Origin of the sequence: Staphylococcus sp. FSL W8-1268, assembly GCF_038003965.1 — a bacterium.
GTDB classification, from domain to species: Bacteria; Bacillota; Bacilli; order Staphylococcales; family Staphylococcaceae; genus Staphylococcus; species Staphylococcus hominis.
In genome coordinates, this window is sequence record NZ_JBBOQE010000001.1 from 474,009 (window position 1) to 491,456 (window position 17,448).

Here is a 17,448-nt window from a genome sequence, read left to right on the forward strand (position 1 = left end):
AACATTGGACATAAGTAACGTATTACCTTTGCAGGTAGGAGGATTTATATAAATGGGAAAATTCGGATTAAACTTTTTCAAACCAACTGAAACGTTTAATGGAAATTGGTCAGTTTTAGAAAGTAAAAGTAGAGAATGGGAAAAAATGTATCGTGAAAGATGGAGTCACGATAAAGTAGTAAGAACCACACATGGCGTAAACTGTACAGGATCATGTTCGTGGAAAGTTTTTGTTAAAAATGGTGTGATTACGTGGGAGAATCAACAAATTGACTATCCAAGTTGTGGTCCAGATATGCCTGAATTTGAACCTCGTGGATGTCCACGTGGCGCGTCATTTTCATGGTATGAATACAGCCCACTTCGTGTAAAATACCCTTACATTAGAGGTAAACTATTAGATCTATGGACAGAAGCACTTGAAGACAATAATGGAAATCGTATCGCCGCATGGGCATCTATCGTTGAAGATGAAAAGAAAGCTAAATTATATAAAGAAGCACGTGGTAAAGGTGGACATGTACGTGCAAGTTGGAAAGATGTAACAGATATTATCGCAGCACAAATTCTTTATACCATTAAAAAAGATGGTCCGGATAGAATCGCTGGTTTTACACCTATTCCAGCAATGTCGATGATTAGTTATGCATCTGGTGCGCGTTTTATTAATTTATTAGGCGGGGAAATGTTAAGTTTTTATGATTGGTATGCTGATTTACCACCTGCATCTCCTCAAATTTGGGGTGAACAAACTGATGTACCTGAATCAAGTGATTGGTACAATGCTTCTTACATCATTATGTGGGGCTCTAACGTTCCACTTACTCGTACGCCTGATGCCCATTTTATGACTGAAGTACGTTATAAAGGTGCAAAAGTGGTTTCTGTAGCACCAGATTATGCAGAAAATGTTAAATTTGCTGATAATTGGTTAGCACCTAATCCAGGAACAGATGCCGCAGTTGCTCAAGCTATGACACATGTCATCTTACAAGAATTTTATGAAGATAAACCAAGTGATATGTTTGTTAATTATGCAAAGCAATATACAGATATGCCATTTGTATTGATGTTGGATGAAGATGAGAATGGTTATAAGGCAGGACGATTTTTACGTGCAAGCGATTTAGGTATAAAAAGTGAAAATGGTGAGTGGAAACCAGTGATTCACGATGCGATTAGCCACAAACTTGTGGTTCCAAACGGTACAATGGGTCAACGTTGGGAAGAAGGCAAACAATGGAATTTAAAACTTGAAACAGAAGATGGAAGTAAAATTGATCCAGCTTTATCTGTTGCAGAAGAAGAATATGAGTTACAAACCATTCAATTCCCTTACTTTGATAGTCAAGGAGACGGTATTTTCGAACGACCTATCCCAACTAAAAAAGTTAAATTAGCAGATGGTAAAGAAGTACGTATTGCTACAGTATATGATTTAATGGCTAGTCAATATGGTATTAAACGATTTGGTCATGAGTTAGAAGCTAAATCTTATGAAGATAGTGAATCTAAATATACACCTGCATGGCAAGAAAACGTTACAGGTATTAAACAAGAATTAGTGACACAAGTCGCAAGAGAATTTGCACAAAATGCTATTGATACTAAAGGACGTTCGATGATTATTATGGGTGCGGGGATTAACCACTGGTTCAATTCTGACACCATTTACCGTGCTGTATTGAATTTAGTTCTCTTATGTGGATGCCAAGGTGTTAATGGTGGAGGTTGGGCTCACTATGTTGGGCAAGAAAAATGTCGTCCAATCGAAGGATGGAATACTGTAGCTTTCGCTAAAGATTGGCAAGGTCCACCACGTTTACAAAATGGTACAAGTTGGTTCTATTTTGCAACTGATCAATGGAAATATGAAGAATCTAATGTAGATAAATTGAAATCACCACTTGCTAATAACATTAAACATCAGCATCCAGCAGATTATAATGTGACAGCAGCACGTTTAGGTTGGTTACCTTCATATCCACAATTTAATAAAAACAGTTTGTTATTTGGTGAAGAGGCAAAAGATGCGGGCGATGATTCAAATGAAGCTATTTTAAAACGTGCGATTGAATCAGTGAAAAATAAAGAAACAGAATTTGCTATTGAAGACCCAGATTTAAGAAAAAATCATCCTAAAACATTATTTGTTTGGAGATCTAACTTAATTTCAAGTTCAGCTAAAGGTCAAGAGTACTTTATGAAACATTTACTTGGTACACGTTCAGGATTAATGGCTGAACCGAATGAAGATGATAAACCAGAGGAAATTAAATGGAGAGAAGATACAGTAGGTAAATTAGATTTACTTGTATCATTAGATTTTAGAATGACTGCAACGCCTTTATATTCTGATATTGTGCTGCCAGCAGCAACTTGGTATGAAAAACATGACTTATCTTCAACAGATATGCATCCATTTATTCATCCATTTAATCCAGCAATTGATCCATTATGGGAGTCACGTTCTGACTGGGACATTTACAAAACATTGAGTAAAGCAATTTCAGAAATGGCTAAAGATTATTTACCAGGTACATTTAAAGATGTGGTAACTACACCACTTGCACATGACTCTAAACAAGAACTAGGTTCTGAATACGGTATCGTTAAAGATTGGTCTAAAGGTGAAGTAGAAGGTATTCCAGGTAAAACTATGCCTAACTTCTCTATTGTAGAACGTGACTATACTAAAATTTATGATAAATATGTTACATTAGGACCTTTACTTGAGAAAGGTAAAGTAGGTGCACATGGCGTTAGTTTTAGCGTTAAAGAAGAATACGAAGAGCTAAAAAGTATGATTGGTACGTGGAATGATGACGATGAACATTCTGTTAGAAATGATAGACCACGTATTGATACTGCACGTAAAGTAGCTGATGCAATTTTAAATATCTCTTCGGCAACGAATGGTAAATTATCTCAAAAATCATATGAAGATTTAGAAAATCAAACTGGAATGGAATTGAAGGATATTTCAAAAGAACGTGCATCTGAAAAAATTTCGTTCTTAAATATTACAGCTCAACCAAGAGAAGTTATCCCAACAGCAGTATTCCCAGGCTCTAATAAAAATAATCGTCGTTATTCTCCATTTACAACAAATATTGAAAGACTTGTACCTTTTAGAACGCTAACTGGAAGACAAAGTTACTATATCGATCACGAAGTATTCCAGCAATTTGGTGAAAGCTTACCAGTATATAAACCAACACTTCCACCAATGGTATTTGGCGCAAGAGATAAAAAGGTAAAAGGTGGACAAGATGCACTTGTTCTACGTTATTTAACACCTCATGGAAAATGGAATATTCATTCAACATATCAAGATAATGAACGCATGTTGACTTTATTCAGAGGCGGTCCAGTTGTTTGGCTGTCTAATGAAGATGCTGAGCAACATGGTATCAATGATAATGATTGGCTTGAAGTTTATAACAGAAATGGTGTTGTGACTGCAAGAGCGGTAACGTCACACCGCATGCCTAAAGGTACGATGTTTATGTATCACGCACAAGATAAGCACATTGAAACACCAGGTTCTGAGATTACTGATACTCGTGGGGGATCACATAATGCACCTACAAGAATTCACTTAAAACCTACGCAATTAGTTGGAGGATATGCGCAAATTAGTTATCACTTCAATTACTATGGACCAATTGGAAACCAACGTGATGTGTACGTCGCAGTTAGAAAAATGAAGGAGGTAAATTGGCTTGAAGATTAAAGCGCAAGTTGCAATGGTATTGAATTTAGATAAATGTATTGGCTGTCATACATGTAGTGTGACATGTAAAAATACTTGGACCAATAGACCGGGTGCAGAATACATGTGGTTTAATAATGTAGAAACAAAACCAGGTGTAGGATATCCAAAACGTTGGGAAGATCAAGAGCACTATAAAGGTGGTTGGGTATTAAATAAAAAAGGTAAACTTGAACTTAAATCAGGTAGTAAGTGGTCTAAAATTGCCTTAGGTAAAATCTTCTATAATCCAGATATGCCGTTAATCAAAGATTATTATGAACCTTGGACTTATAATTATGAACATTTAACCACAGCTAAAGAAGGTAAACATTCACCAGTTGCAAAAGCACATTCATTGATTTCAGGAGATAAACTAAATCTTGAATGGGGACCAAACTGGGAAGATGATTTAGCTGGTGGACATGTAACAGGACCAGAAGATCCAAATATTCAAAGAATTGAAGAAGATATCAAATTCCAATTTGATGAAACATTTATGATGTATTTACCTCGTCTATGCGAGCATTGCTTAAATCCTAGTTGTGTCGCTTCATGTCCTTCAGGGGCTATGTATAAAAGAGATGAAGATGGTATTGTTTTAGTCGATCAAGAGGCATGTCGTGGGTGGCGCTACTGTATGACAGGTTGTCCTTACAAAAAAGTATATTTCAACTGGAAAACAAATAAAGCTGAAAAATGTACATTCTGCTTCCCAAGAATTGAAGCAGGAATGCCAACTGTATGTTCAGAAACATGTACAGGAAGAATGAGATATTTAGGCGTTTTATTATATGACGCTGATCGTGTACACGAAGCGGCTTCAGCTGAAAATGAACAAGATTTATATGAAAAACAACTTGATATCTTCTTAAACCCATTTGATGAAGAAGTGATTGAACAAGCAGAAAAAGATGGTATCAGTTATGAATGGATCCAAGCTGCTCAAAATTCACCTGTGTATAAATTAGCGATTGAATATAAATTGGCATTTCCATTACATCCTGAATTTAGAACAATGCCAATGGTATGGTACTGCCCGCCTTTAAGTCCAATTATGAGTTATTTTGAAGGTAAAAATTCAGGTCAAAATCCAGATATGATTTTCCCGGCCATCGAAGAAATGCGTTTACCTATTGAATATTTAGCAAACTTATTTACAGCAGGTAAAGTAGAGCCAGTAAAAGAAGCGTTACAAAAAATGGCAATGATGAGAAGTTATATGCGTGCTCAAGTCACAAACAAACCATTTGATACTTCTAGATTAGAACGTTTAGGTTTATCAGAAATTCAAACAAAAGAAATGTATCGTCTATTAGGTTTAGCTAAATATGAAGATCGATTTGTTGTACCATCTTCACATAAAGAAACCTATTTAGATACGTATCACGCTCAAGGTAGCCAAGGATATGGCGGTGAATATTTCGGAGATAATTGTGAAGGCTGCGGTGTTCCAGTAGGTTCAACGTCAGGAAAATCTGGTCAAGAGATTTATAATGAGAATTTCTATGGAGGTATTTTCCGTGATTAATCTAACACAATTTAAATACTATCAAGAAAGTTTTGGATATCTTGCACAACAACTTAATTTTCCAGAAAAATTAACATTTCATCCTAATACATTTGAAGAAACGATTCATCCTTCGCATCCAGGATATTCAGATTTAATGAAATATCGTGAAATTATGTACCAATTTACTTTATCTGAAATTAAAGCAATTTATACGGATACGTTTGATTTCAATAAAACATCACCTCTTTATATGACTTACAATAAATTTGATACTCAAAAAGAAAGAGGTCAAATGCTCGCAAAACTAAAAGTACTTTATGAAATGTTTGGATTAAAAATGGTAGATAATGAATTATCAGATTATCTACCATTGATGTTGCAGTTTTTACATGTAGCAAGTTGGCATAATGATCCTCGTGCAGAAGGCAATATTGAGTTAGTGATTATGATTATTGAAGATGGTACATATGAAATGGCAAATCAATTAGCTAAGGAGAATAATCCTTACGCTTATGTGATTCGTGCATTACGAGAAACATTAAAAGCTTGTTTAGACATTCCAAAAGAGGTGACACATCATGCTTAATCAATTTCTTTGGATTATTTACCCATATTTATGTGTGGCAATTTTTATCGTTGGTCATATTGCTCGATATAAATATGATCAGTTTTCATGGACTGCAAAATCGAGTGAGTTTTTAGAAAAAAAACAACTTAAATGGGGCAGTCTGTTATTTCACTTAGGAATTATTCCAGTATTTTTTGGTCATGTGGTGGGGTTAGCTATTCCAGCAAAATGGATAGATGGACTTGGCATAAGCGAAAGTACATATCACTTTGGAGCTGTTTATATTGGTAGTATTTTTGGTATAATGACTCTAATTGGAATGTTACTTTTAACAGCAAGACGTTTAACGATTAGTAATGTGAGAAAGTTAAGTTCAGCTTCTGATATTTTCGTAAATTTCTTATTAATATTGATTATATTTATGGGATGTTTCTCAACTTTAGTTACTAATGCAATGGTAACTGACTTTGATTACCGTCAAACGATTTCTATATGGTTTAGACACTTATTTACATTCTCACCCAATGCAGCACTAATGACAGGCGTTCCATTATCATTTAAAATTCATATCTTATTAGGATTTACAATATTAGCTTGTTGGCCATTTACACGTCTTGTACATGTATGGAGTATTCCATTAGCATATACAAATAGACGTTATATTGTATATAGAAAACATAAAGCACCTCGTGCACATTAAATATAAAAGGAGTACGATATATGATTCCGGAACCTTTGTTTGAACCGGTACATTTTCAGCAGGAACTTGACACACTTAGAAAAAAAGTAAACTGTGATTTTGCTGCTGTTGCACTATATGAAAACCACGAACCTTCTGGACCTATTAAATGGCAATATGTTTCAGGTAATTTAAACAGTCGTTATAAATTGATTGTTTTGAGAAAAGGCAGAGGCTTAGCTGGGACAGTCATGAAAACAGGAAAGCGAATGGTTATAGAAAATGTTTCCAAAACAATAACACCAGAAGAAAAAATTAAGTACCCTATTTTGATGAGTGAAAACTTAAACGCGCTCGTTGCTATACCATTATGGCATGAACAGCATGTTGCAGGCGTGTTATTATTAGGACAAAGAGGTAGTAAAACATTGCCTAAAGTGATTAATCAATTAAATATTAAAGGCCGTTTGTGGGAATTTAATGAAGAAATCTAGGTGATATATGTGTTAGAGTTATATAATCTGCAAATGGAAGACTTACTAAAAAAATATTATGAAACTACAAATGAAAAAATTGTTTTTGTAAATAAAGAAGGAAAAGTCATTGCAATGAATGACGCCGCTGAAGAAATTATTTCTAAAGATAATAATTATAGTGCGATGACAAATGCGATTTGTGATCGTTGTGAAGGGTATTCAAATGAATTTGAACTTCAAAGTTGCAAAAATTGTTATTTAGACACATCTAAACCAAACGATATCAATTTTCAAGTGTTTATGAAAACAGTAGATCATAAAGTTCGACCATTTACAGCTTCTTATCAAGCGATTGATGAAGATAATGAGATATATGCATTTACACTTCAAGATATTTCGCCGCAAATTGAAAGACAAGAAAAAATGTATCAACGTCAGATGATGAGAAAAACAATTTCCGCGCAAGAAAATGAAAGAAAACGTATTTCTAGAGAACTACACGATAGTGTTGTACAAGAAATGCTAAATATTGATGTTGAACTCAGATTGCTGAAATATCAAAAAGAATCCTCAGAACTTGTCCAACAATCACAACGTATTGAGGGATTAATGTCTAAATTGATTGATGATATCAGACATCTATCAGTTGAATTAAGACCCTCATCTCTAGATGATTTAGGCTTGGAAGCGGCTTTTAAATCATATTTTAAACAATTTGAAAATAATTATGGTATGCAAATTGTATATCAGTCTAACATTAAAGATAAAAGATATGATAGTGAAGTAGAAACGGTGGTTTACCGTGTGGTACAGGAAGCGGTATTTAATGCATTAAAATACGCAGGCGTAAGTTCGGTAGATGTCTTTGTTCAGGAGGTTGGACGTTTATTAATGGCTGAAGTGATTGATCATGGACAAGGTTTTGATCCGAATTCTCAACCACAAGGTACAGGACTAGGGTTGTATGGTATGAATGAAAGAGCAGAGCTTGTAAACGGAAAAGTAAATGTAGAAACACATTTAGGAAAAGGAACTATTATCACTTTAGAAGTGCCACTCTAGAGAGCGTAAAGGGACTGACTTATAATTGAAAATAGTAATTGCAGATGATCATGCAGTAGTAAGAACAGGTTTTTCTATGATATTAAACTTTCAAGAAGATATGGAAGTTGTAGCTACGGCAGCTGATGGAGTAGAAGCGTATCAGAAAGTGATGGAATACAAGCCGGATGTATTAATTATGGATTTAAGTATGCCACCTGGTGAGTCTGGCTTAATTGCTACTAGCAAAATTTCTGAAAGTTTTCCTGAAACAAAAATATTAATTTTGACAATGTATGATGATGAAGAATATTTGTTTCATGTTTTAAGAAATGGTGCTAAAGGATATATTTTAAAAAATTCACCAGATGAACAACTCATTTTAGCAGTACGAACAGTGTATAAAGGTGAAACGTACATTGATATGAAACTAACGACATCATTAGTAAATGAATTTGTAAATGTTTCTAATCAAGATGAAAAAGCAACTAATGACCCTTTCAAAATACTTTCTAAAAGAGAATTAGAAATATTACCATTAATTGCAAAGGGATATGGAAATAAAGAAATTGCTGAAAAATTGTTTGTATCCGTTAAAACAGTTGAGGCACATAAAACGCATATTATGACTAAATTAAATTTAAAATCTAAACCAGAGCTTGTAGAATATGCGCTTAAGAAAAAACTTTTAGATTTTTAAATATATTGAAAGACTTAAATAATGACACTCATATTATATTTCACCAGCACATGATATTCATGTGTTGGTTTTTCTTTGTCTTATTATTTAAATATAGGGGGATTATTAGAGAGTATAAGGGAAACTCCTTATGTTCATATTTTCACAAAGTGATTAAAATTTAAATGTAATCAGTAATTAATCACACAAATTGGCTATATTGATATGTGATTTAATTATCGATAATAGAAAATAAAACATTGATGAAGGTGAAAAAATGAATAAAACTAAGGATGGTTTTCAACTTACGTTACAAACTTTAAGTCTTGTAGTTGGATTCATGGCTTGGAGTATTATTTCTCCATTGATGCCATACATTTCACAAGATATTAAAATTAATCCAGGACAGTTATCAATTATTTTAGCGATACCAGTTATCCTAGGATCGATTCTTCGTGTACCATTTGGTTATTTAACAAATATTATTGGCGCTAAATGGGTATTCTTTTGTAGTTTTATTATATTATTATTTCCTATTTTCTTCTTAGGACAAGCTCAATCGCCTAGTATGTTAATGGCGTCTGGATTTTTTTTAGGAGTAGGAGGAGCCATTTTCTCTGTAGGTGTCACTTCAGTTCCTAAATATTTTTCAAAAGACAAAGTAGGATTAGCAAATGGTATTTATGGAATGGGGAACATTGGTACAGCAATTTCATCATTCTTAGCACCTCCTATTGCAGGTATTGTAGGATGGCAAACAACAGTAAGAAGTTATCTTATTATTATCGCTATTTTTGCAATATTAATGTTTTTCCTTGGAGATGCTAAAGAACCTAAAGTTAAAGTGCCTTTAGGCGCTCAAGTTAAAGATTTATCTTCAAACTACAAACTATATTATTTGAGTTTATGGTACTTTATTACATTTGGTGCTTTTGTAGCATTTGGTTTATTCTTACCTAACTATTTAGTTAATAATTTCGGAATAGATAAAGTAGATGCAGGTATTCGATCAGGAGTATTTATCGCATTGGCAACATTCTTACGACCTGTGGGTGGGATTTTAGGAGATAAATTCAACGCGGTTAAAGTCTTGATGATAGATTTTGTTGTGATGATTATCGGTGCAGTTATTTTAGGTATTTCAAGTCATATTGCCTTATTTACTATAGGTTGTTTAACAATTAGTATTTGTGCTGGATTAGGAAATGGACTTATCTTTAAACTTGTGCCATCTTACTTTGCTAAAGAATCTGGTACTGCAAATGGAATTGTTTCTATGATGGGAGGATTAGGTGGTTTCTTCCCACCACTTGTTATCACGTATGTTACTTCATTGACAGGTTCAAGTCATTTAGCATTTATTTTACTAGCTGTATTTGGAATACTTGCTTTTATTACAATGGGTCATCTTTACAAAAAAGAATACGCAAAATAAATAAACAACGTAGTGCACTAGCACTACGTTTGTTTATTAAATTATGCTAAGTATCTATGTTTTCAATAATCTAATGTAAAATGAAATATGAATACAACGTACTTTGTTTGATGAGAGGTTGAAGAAAAAGCACAAGCTGAAACTGCCCTCTAAGAGAGTAAGACAATAATACGAAGAATTATAAATAAGCCAGTAAATGAATGTCTCATCACTCATTTACTGGCTATCTTGCTGAGAGTTATATCTCAACTTCTTTTATTTATTCTACTGTAATTGTAGTACCTTCGTCTTCTTCATTAATCTTCTTAGGTAAAATCACCACTAAAACACCATCTTCATAACTTGCTTTGATTTGATCTTTATTAATATCTTCGAATTCAAAGCGTCTTACCAATTCCCCACTTGAGCGTTCACTTAATTGAACACTACCAGTTTGCTCAGATACTTGTTTAATTACTTTAATCGTTAAAGTAGCATGTTCATATTTAAGATGAATGTCTTGTTTCTTTACGCCAGGTAATTCGGCTTCTAGAACATATTGATTTTTTTGACTGTAAACATTTGTTGGGAAGCTTTTAGTTGAAAATTGGTTAAATACTTGTTCACCTAAATCACGAAATACATCTCTTGGATTATTTTTAAAAATAGCTTGATCAAAAAACTCTCTATTATTCATATATGAAATCTCCTTTTCAGAGTGATATGTCATAAAATATATTGAAATTTTACAATATCATTATATAAATAGAGATACTACACGTAAAGTAAAAGCAATTTGAAAGTTTGAAGAATTAAAAAGTGAAAGATGTGGAATAAAGAAACATGACAAAAGACGTCAATATTATGTATTAGTTAAAAAATAAAAGAAAGAAGGCACAATAATTACTTAGCTTTTGTCATGTGTATTAACTATTCAGCTTTAGAGCCGAAGTTCTCTGAAATAATATGTCTTAAGCTACTAGCAAGGCCATCCGCTTCATCGTCAGAAATATCAAAATCATTAAACACTTGATTAGAAATTTGCTCTAATACTGGTTTAATGTCTCTACCATTTTGAGTTAATGAAATTTGTAAATTACGTTCATCTTCTTTTTCTCGCATGCGTTGTACGTAACCTTTTTTCTCTAATTTTTTTAAGAGAGGCGTTAAAGTTCCAGAATCTAAGAAGACACGTTGACCAAGGGACTTAATATTTATTTTTTCGTCGTTTTCAATAGCCATAAGAACCATAAAACTTGTGTATGTTAAATCATACTCTTTTAGATAGTGAGTATATTTTTTAATTACCTCTTTTGAAGTCACATAAAGTAAAAAACATAATTGTTTACTTAAATAACTGTCCTTTACATACATATTTTTCCCCCCTCAACTTATTTAAAGATAGTATGAACAATACCTATTGTCAAGACTATATCCAGAGTATTATATAAGTTTTTTAATAAATTTAAAAACAAATTTAACTAAATCTACATATAAATTTAGAATGTTGATTTATTTCAAATTCTAAATTAAATTATTAGTATATTTTGTTACAAAAAAGAGGTATCACTTTAAAAAAGTTACTATTTCATTCATAATTATTTAAATGATAAAAGAAGCTATTTTATTGAGTAAGAGGATGAAGGAGTGCTCTGATGAGTAAGAAGCAAAAGATTATTAGAATTATTATTATATTAGCTATTTCTCTTGTAGTAGCTATTGCGTTCTTCTTTGGAACGAAAGCGTATCAAGGGCATAAAAATGTGCAACTTGTAGACAATTATATAGAACAAAAACATTTGAAAGATAAAATTAAATCAGAAAAAACATTATATAGTGCTAAAAGAGGCGTTTATTATAAACAAGTAGTGTTTAAAGACGAACCTAATTTAACATATATCATTCAGCCAATTGGTACACGTAAAGGTATTTTAGTTGAAGGATTTGATACGGAAACCAAGAAAAGTATTAAAGGTGCAAAACATAACTATTTCAACCAAAATTATAAGCCATAATATATAATCAATACGTAGAACCAGAGATATTAATGATGATTACTACTCAAAAAAACAATATCTATAGAAAAATAGATATTGTTTTTTTAAATGAAATTTTTTGTTAAATGGTAAAGGTAAACGAGTTAGTTAAAAAAGATTTTAGAGTAATGTCATTCATTTATAAACCGCTCTTACATTGAGAAGGTTAAAGATAGTGATTGAATTCCAACATCTATATTCTAAAAATATTCTCACTTTTCTGTTTTTAATTAATTATTTTTGCCAAATTAAATATGTATATTATTTAATAGTTTTTAATTTGTTATATCCGAATTTTGAATAATTTGATATAATTAAGCGATGTCAGAAGAAGGGGGTTTCAACGTGACTCTGTTCAAGAGAAAAGTTAGCCTACCTATGCAAGTATTAATTGCATTAGTGCTAGGTGTAGTAATTGGTTTATTATTATTTGGACAAACAGGTGTTGCAAATTATATTAAACCTTTCGGTGACGTTTTCTTAAATTTAATCAAAATGATCATCATCCCAATTGTATTCTGTTCACTTGCTTTATCTATTTCGAATTTAGGGGATTCGAAAAAAATAGGAAGCTATGGATGGAAATCAATTCTTTATTTCGAAATTATTACAACCATCGCCATCGGTTTAGGTTTAATTATTGGTAATATTTTTAAACCAGGAATTGGATTAGATCCTGATAAGTTACCTAAAGGCGATATTACTAAATATCAATCAACTGCGTCTGCCGCAGAACAATCTACATACGGTAACCACTTTATTGATACAATCGTAAATATTATACCAACTAATATTTTTGAAGCTTTAACTAAGGGTGAGTTATTGCCAATTATTTTCTTCGCAGTATTCTTTGGTTTGGGATTAGCTGCGATTGGAGAAAAAGCTGAACCAGTTAAAGGTTTCTTAAACGGTACATTAGAAGCCGTATTTTGGATGATTAATAAAATCTTAAAATTAGCACCAATTGGTGTATTTGCATTTATTTGTACAACTGTTATGACATTCGGTGCTTCAGCTTTAATTCCATTAGCTAAACTTGTTTTAGTAGTTGTGTTTGCGATGATTTTCTTCATTATTGTTGTTTTGGGTATTGTAGCAAGAATTTGTGGAATTAGTATTTTCTCAATCATTAAAATACTTAAAGATGAATTATTACTTGCATTCTCTACTTCAAGTTCTGAAGCAGTGTTACCAGTAATGATGAATAAAATGGAGAAATTTGGTTCACCAAAAGAAGTGACTTCTTTTGTTATACCAATTGGATATTCGTTTAATTTAGACGGATCAGCCTTATATCAATCTATCGCCGCTTTATTTGTTGCTCAAATGTATGGTATTCACTTATCATTATCTGAACAAATCATTTTAATGGTGACATTAATGGTTGCATCTAAAGGTATGGCAGGTGTGCCAGGAGTATCTATCGTAGTGTTATTAACAACATTGGGGGCAATGGGCTTACCAGCTCAAGGTCTTGCGTTAATTATCGGTGTAGATCGTTTGTTAGACATGGTTCGTACATGTGTGAACGTTATTGGTAATGCATTATCTACAGTAGTTATCTCTAAATGGGAACATGTTTATGATAAAGAAAAAGGTAAGAAATATCTAGAATCAATTTAAAAAAGGACATCTGACATTTTTAGCGTCGCTTGGATAAGCGATGCTTTTTTATTCAAAAAGAAAAAGCGAGATAACTGATTTTAAATGAATGTTATCTCGCTCTTTATACTGCCTAATATATCAAAAGTTACATGCCTTTCATATCATGCATTTCATGAATTTTCATCATGAGACCATGTGGCACTTCATCATGATTTACTTTTGATACTCTAGAAAATGAATCAGAACCTTTTTCTTTTACTAAAAAGACAAAATCGCCTTTTTTTACTTTTACATTAGTGTTAGAAGGTAATTTAACATTTTTCTCTACTTTTTCAGTTTGTTCATTTACCATTTTATCAATAGTGTGACTATCTTTCATATAGCCATAGTAGGATTCTTTTTGCTGACCATTTAGCATTACAATGACTAAAATAATGCTAACAATTAACATAATTGCAATTAAAAAAATTCCTAACCCTAAACCTTTTTTGTTCTTCATTAAGACTCTCCTTAAATATATTAATTTATTTATACAAAAAATAGAATTAAATTGCAATAAAAGTTTCACAAAAATTCAATTGTACTTCAACTAATATAAATGAAGCATTATAAATAAGCAAAAAAAAGTAGATAGAATTCATGATACATTCTATCTACTCTTATTAACAATCAAATTAAAGATCAATTGTGATTGGTGTATCAATATCATCATCATTCATTAAAGTAATCGTTTTTGGATTTATTTTTAACACACATAAATTAGAATCCTCTTTAGAATCGAAGAATGTTTTGTCTTGTGTTTCCCACAACCAATCAATGACTTTCTGATCTTCTACAATGTCAATACTTGCTTCTATTTCAACAAAACTATTATTTGTTGTTTCATTATATCCTAGTAAAATATATGCTTCTGGATTACTTTGAATTTCTTTTACTTTAGAACTTTCATTGCTTGTTTTTGTATATAAATTAAGACCATCGTTATAGAACACCATATATCTGCTATTCGGTTTATTATTATATGCAGTTGATAATACGCCAATTTTAGAAGTATTTAAAACTTTCTCAATCGCTTGAGTCACTTTTTGTTTGTCCAAACTAATCATCTCCTTATTGTATTTATATCCTTTTAAAATTAAATTTAAACAGATTTGATATAAATATATTTCACTTCATCATGATGCAACGTTATGTTAAATGGATGATTGGTTTCTTCTTGTATAAATAGTTCTGTTTTAGGTTGATTGCATCTATCTAACTGATGAATAATACTTTTTTCAATGTATACAGGTAAATTATCTTGAGACATTAATTGATGGATCGTCCCATGTTCTTTATTTAATGTATTTGCGATGATTAAGCTGTTTTCGTTTAATTTATTTAGTATTTGATAATGCTGTTTACTGTCAGACAAATAGCGATCATTAATTTTATTAAATAAGATAAAATGATAATTTCCATCTTTTTGACTCATTAAGTAATTATTTGAAATATGGATAGGCACATCGATAAATGCTGCAATAAATTGATAAAGATGCATAATTGGAAGTAAACTCCCATGTCGATTAAATAATGCAATAAACATCGGATCATCTTCAAAAAGGTGATAGCAAATACCGCCTCCATATTTTAATAGTGCCGTTAAATGACAAACTAAATCTGCTAATTGAAGTGGATGTTTACCGTCATTTGTATACTTAAAGCAACGTAATGATAAGCTACTATAGACAAATTGAGTCGAAGGTATATTAGAATTCTTTATAAAATGAATGTAGTTTTCGAAGTGGGTATTTGCATGAGTAAATCCGCGTTGGTGTTCAATTAATATATTTTTCGTATCAATATTTTCAATGTCAACAAAATAGTAATCAAAATTAAGACGCTTCATTGTATCATAGACCTCTTGTAACTTTTCATACTGATGTAATAATCCTTCCACTAAAACACCATATTTAATCGAACGATTTTTGTTTCTAAGTTTTAAATATGATAGATGGATATCTTGAATAGTCATTGACTTGGTATCAAATACTAGCATAAATCGTACACTTTTTTTATTCCATTTATAATCTTGATTATTTTCTAAAAACGTCATAATTAAATCGTAAAAAGTAGTGAACTCAGATTTATTTTTGATAACGACGGCTAAACTGATATTTTTTTCAAATAATTTTTCGAAGCAGCGATTGAGTAAGGTTCCGTTAATTGAATGTTGATTCATATCACTCATATCATTAATCAAAATGGCTGGTTTAGGTAAATAAGATAAATCGATATCATAATAATCATTAAAAACAAACTGGAATAATTCGTTAATATTTTTAAAATGAATAAATGCCTTTGAAGAACGAGTATGTTGAAGGGCTTCTAATTGCTCAAGATCAATGATAGTCGTTTCGGTAGATAAGTGTTCAGTTGTTTCAAATTGAGAGATTAATTCAAAATACTTAGGTTCAATGTCACTCTTCAATCGTATCGCAGATATATGATCAGAATGATTCAGTTGAGAACGAAATCGTTTTGGACTTAAATTAAGATAATTTTTAAATTGATTAGTAAAATTGGTATGACTACTAAAACCAGATTGTTCAGAAATACTTGTAATAGAGTCATTCGTACAAATGAGTAACCTAATAGCATGATTGATTTTCAAACTTGTATAATAATCTTTAAAATTAATATTCAATATACGTACAAATAAATTTGAACAATATGACTCAGAAATAAGTGCATGTGCTGCAATATCTTGTAGAGAGATATTGGAAGTAATGTGATCATGAATGAATGTAAGTATATTTGTTAAGATATGCTGTTCAACAGGAATCTTTGGAATATATATATGAGGATGTCTAATAACTGCTTCTTTATAAAAAGTTTGTATGATCTTTGGAATCACTTTGTCATCATGATGAGACGTGTTGTACATATGTTCTATATTATTTAAAATGATTGATTTGATAAAATAACTTGATTGTAAGAGATGAGCATCAAAGTGGCAATTAAAAAAAGCAGCGTCTTCAAGATAAAAGTAAGCCATTGGTATTTTGAGCTCAATTAGATTTCTTCCTTTATTAATTTGATATAAATCGCCTTGATTAATGATTGCAATATGATTTGATAATTGATGATATTTTCCATTGATTGTCATTTCTAATTCATTAGTTAAAGAAAATAATATAAGAACATGATTGATGTTTCTCCTAGTCATAGAAGTAATATTTTCATGTAAAAAAAGAGTACTGCTCATAAATAAGTCTCCTCATCTTGTATAGTATTTGTGTGTGGGATTTGGGTCTGTTTGAATAATAAGAGTTATTATATATGAAAATAAATGAGATATTAATAGTTAAAAATAAAAAATTTTTGTTTATTTTTAACTGAAAACGATAACAATTTTATAGATGCACAATATTATTATTTTTTTTAGAATGTCGCATGAGACTATTGAAAATTTTTAGTAGGTTAATGAAACGAATTTAAATGCATAATAAATATAGATTTTGAGTGAAGAGATATAAGATATCAGATAATGATTCACTTGAAATTAACAATGACTAATTCTGTACATACATCACGATACAACATCATTTGAATATGTAGCATCAAGAATGAATTTACTTATATATTTGATGTAAGCCCCATATATTTAAAATCACTTTTAAAATGTATATCAAGAAACCACA

At 31.4% G+C, this 17,448-nt stretch carries 15 protein-coding genes; 10 read left to right on the top strand and 5 right to left on the bottom strand.

The annotated features are described in order from the left end of the window. Positions 1-52 precede the first annotated feature (52 nt). The 8 genes from NST64_RS02270 (at position 53) to NST64_RS02305 (ending at position 10,145) form a co-directional block, all read left to right on the top strand. Complete coding sequence (locus NST64_RS02270) at positions 53-3,736, top strand: nitrate reductase subunit alpha (RefSeq protein WP_070491921.1); 3,684 nt, start codon at positions 53-55, stop codon at positions 3,734-3,736. After that, positions 3,726-5,285 carry a nitrate reductase subunit beta gene (gene narH / locus NST64_RS02275; RefSeq protein ID WP_019834828.1) on the top strand — a complete coding sequence of 520 codons (1,560 nt, stop codon included), beginning with the start codon at positions 3,726-3,728 and terminating at the stop codon, positions 5,283-5,285. The genes NST64_RS02270 and narH overlap by 11 nt, the downstream gene beginning before the upstream one ends. Continuing rightward, positions 5,278-5,853 (top strand): nitrate reductase molybdenum cofactor assembly chaperone, encoded by a 576-nt coding sequence (gene narJ / locus NST64_RS02280; protein ID WP_019834829.1) that lies wholly within the window; start codon positions 5,278-5,280, stop codon positions 5,851-5,853. The genes narH and narJ overlap by 8 nt, the downstream gene beginning before the upstream one ends. Further along, positions 5,846-6,535, top strand: coding sequence for a respiratory nitrate reductase subunit gamma (gene narI, locus NST64_RS02285; RefSeq protein ID WP_017174958.1), 690 nt, complete (start codon positions 5,846-5,848; stop codon positions 6,533-6,535). Before narJ ends, narI begins: the two co-directional genes overlap by 8 nt. Positions 6,536-6,555: 20 nt before the next feature. After that, a complete protein-coding gene (nreA, locus tag NST64_RS02290) occupies positions 6,556-7,008 on the top strand; it encodes a nitrate respiration regulation accessory nitrate sensor NreA (protein WP_017174957.1) in 453 nt (150 codons plus the stop codon). A 33-nt stretch (positions 7,009-7,041) separates the two neighbouring features. Further along, positions 7,042-8,052 (top strand): sensor histidine kinase, encoded by a 1,011-nt coding sequence (gene nreB, locus NST64_RS02295; RefSeq protein ID WP_206170738.1) that lies wholly within the window; start codon positions 7,042-7,044, stop codon positions 8,050-8,052. Between the two features lie 25 nt (positions 8,053-8,077). Further along, the gene (nreC, locus tag NST64_RS02300) at positions 8,078-8,731 is read left to right on the top strand and encodes a nitrate respiration regulation response regulator NreC (RefSeq protein ID WP_002448626.1); all 654 of its coding nucleotides are present in this window, start codon (positions 8,078-8,080) and stop codon (positions 8,729-8,731) included. A 256-nt stretch (positions 8,732-8,987) separates the two neighbouring features. After that, positions 8,988-10,145: a nitrate/nitrite transporter gene (locus tag NST64_RS02305; protein WP_049418863.1), complete on the top strand. Its 1,158-nt coding sequence runs from the start codon at positions 8,988-8,990 to the stop codon at positions 10,143-10,145. 259 nt (positions 10,146-10,404) lie between these two features. Here NST64_RS02305 and NST64_RS02310 read toward each other — a convergent pair whose 3' ends face one another. Both NST64_RS02310 and NST64_RS02315 read right to left on the bottom strand, forming a co-directional pair. After that, the gene (locus tag NST64_RS02310; RefSeq protein WP_049382388.1) at positions 10,405-10,821 is read right to left on the bottom strand and encodes an Hsp20 family protein; all 417 of its coding nucleotides are present in this window, start codon (positions 10,819-10,821) and stop codon (positions 10,405-10,407) included. Between the two features lie 233 nt (positions 10,822-11,054). Then, the gene (locus NST64_RS02315) at positions 11,055-11,498 is read right to left on the bottom strand and encodes a MarR family winged helix-turn-helix transcriptional regulator (protein ID WP_049382387.1); all 444 of its coding nucleotides are present in this window, start codon (positions 11,496-11,498) and stop codon (positions 11,055-11,057) included. A 281-nt stretch (positions 11,499-11,779) separates the two neighbouring features. Between NST64_RS02315 and NST64_RS02320 the strand changes: the two genes are divergently transcribed. Both NST64_RS02320 and NST64_RS02325 read left to right on the top strand, forming a co-directional pair. Next, complete coding sequence (locus NST64_RS02320; RefSeq protein WP_049382386.1) at positions 11,780-12,139, top strand: DUF3139 domain-containing protein; 360 nt, start codon at positions 11,780-11,782, stop codon at positions 12,137-12,139. Between the two features lie 366 nt (positions 12,140-12,505). Then, the gene (locus NST64_RS02325; protein WP_017174953.1) at positions 12,506-13,783 is read left to right on the top strand and encodes a cation:dicarboxylate symporter family transporter; all 1,278 of its coding nucleotides are present in this window, start codon (positions 12,506-12,508) and stop codon (positions 13,781-13,783) included. A gap of 127 nt (positions 13,784-13,910) precedes the next feature. Here the strand turns inward: NST64_RS02325 and NST64_RS02330 are convergent, their stop codons facing one another. The 3 genes from NST64_RS02330 to rsp form a co-directional block, all read right to left on the bottom strand. Then, on the bottom strand, positions 13,911-14,264 hold the full coding sequence (locus NST64_RS02330; RefSeq protein WP_002488761.1) for a DUF4889 domain-containing protein: 354 nt from the start codon (positions 14,262-14,264) through the stop codon (positions 13,911-13,913). Positions 14,265-14,439: 175 nt separating this feature from the next. Next, complete coding sequence (locus NST64_RS02335) at positions 14,440-14,862, bottom strand: pyridoxamine 5'-phosphate oxidase family protein (RefSeq protein WP_002488735.1); 423 nt, start codon at positions 14,860-14,862, stop codon at positions 14,440-14,442. Positions 14,863-14,906: 44 nt separating this feature from the next. Next, the gene (gene rsp / locus NST64_RS02340; RefSeq protein ID WP_049418859.1) at positions 14,907-17,012 is read right to left on the bottom strand and encodes an AraC family transcriptional regulator Rsp; all 2,106 of its coding nucleotides are present in this window, start codon (positions 17,010-17,012) and stop codon (positions 14,907-14,909) included. Positions 17,013-17,448 lie beyond the last annotated feature (436 nt).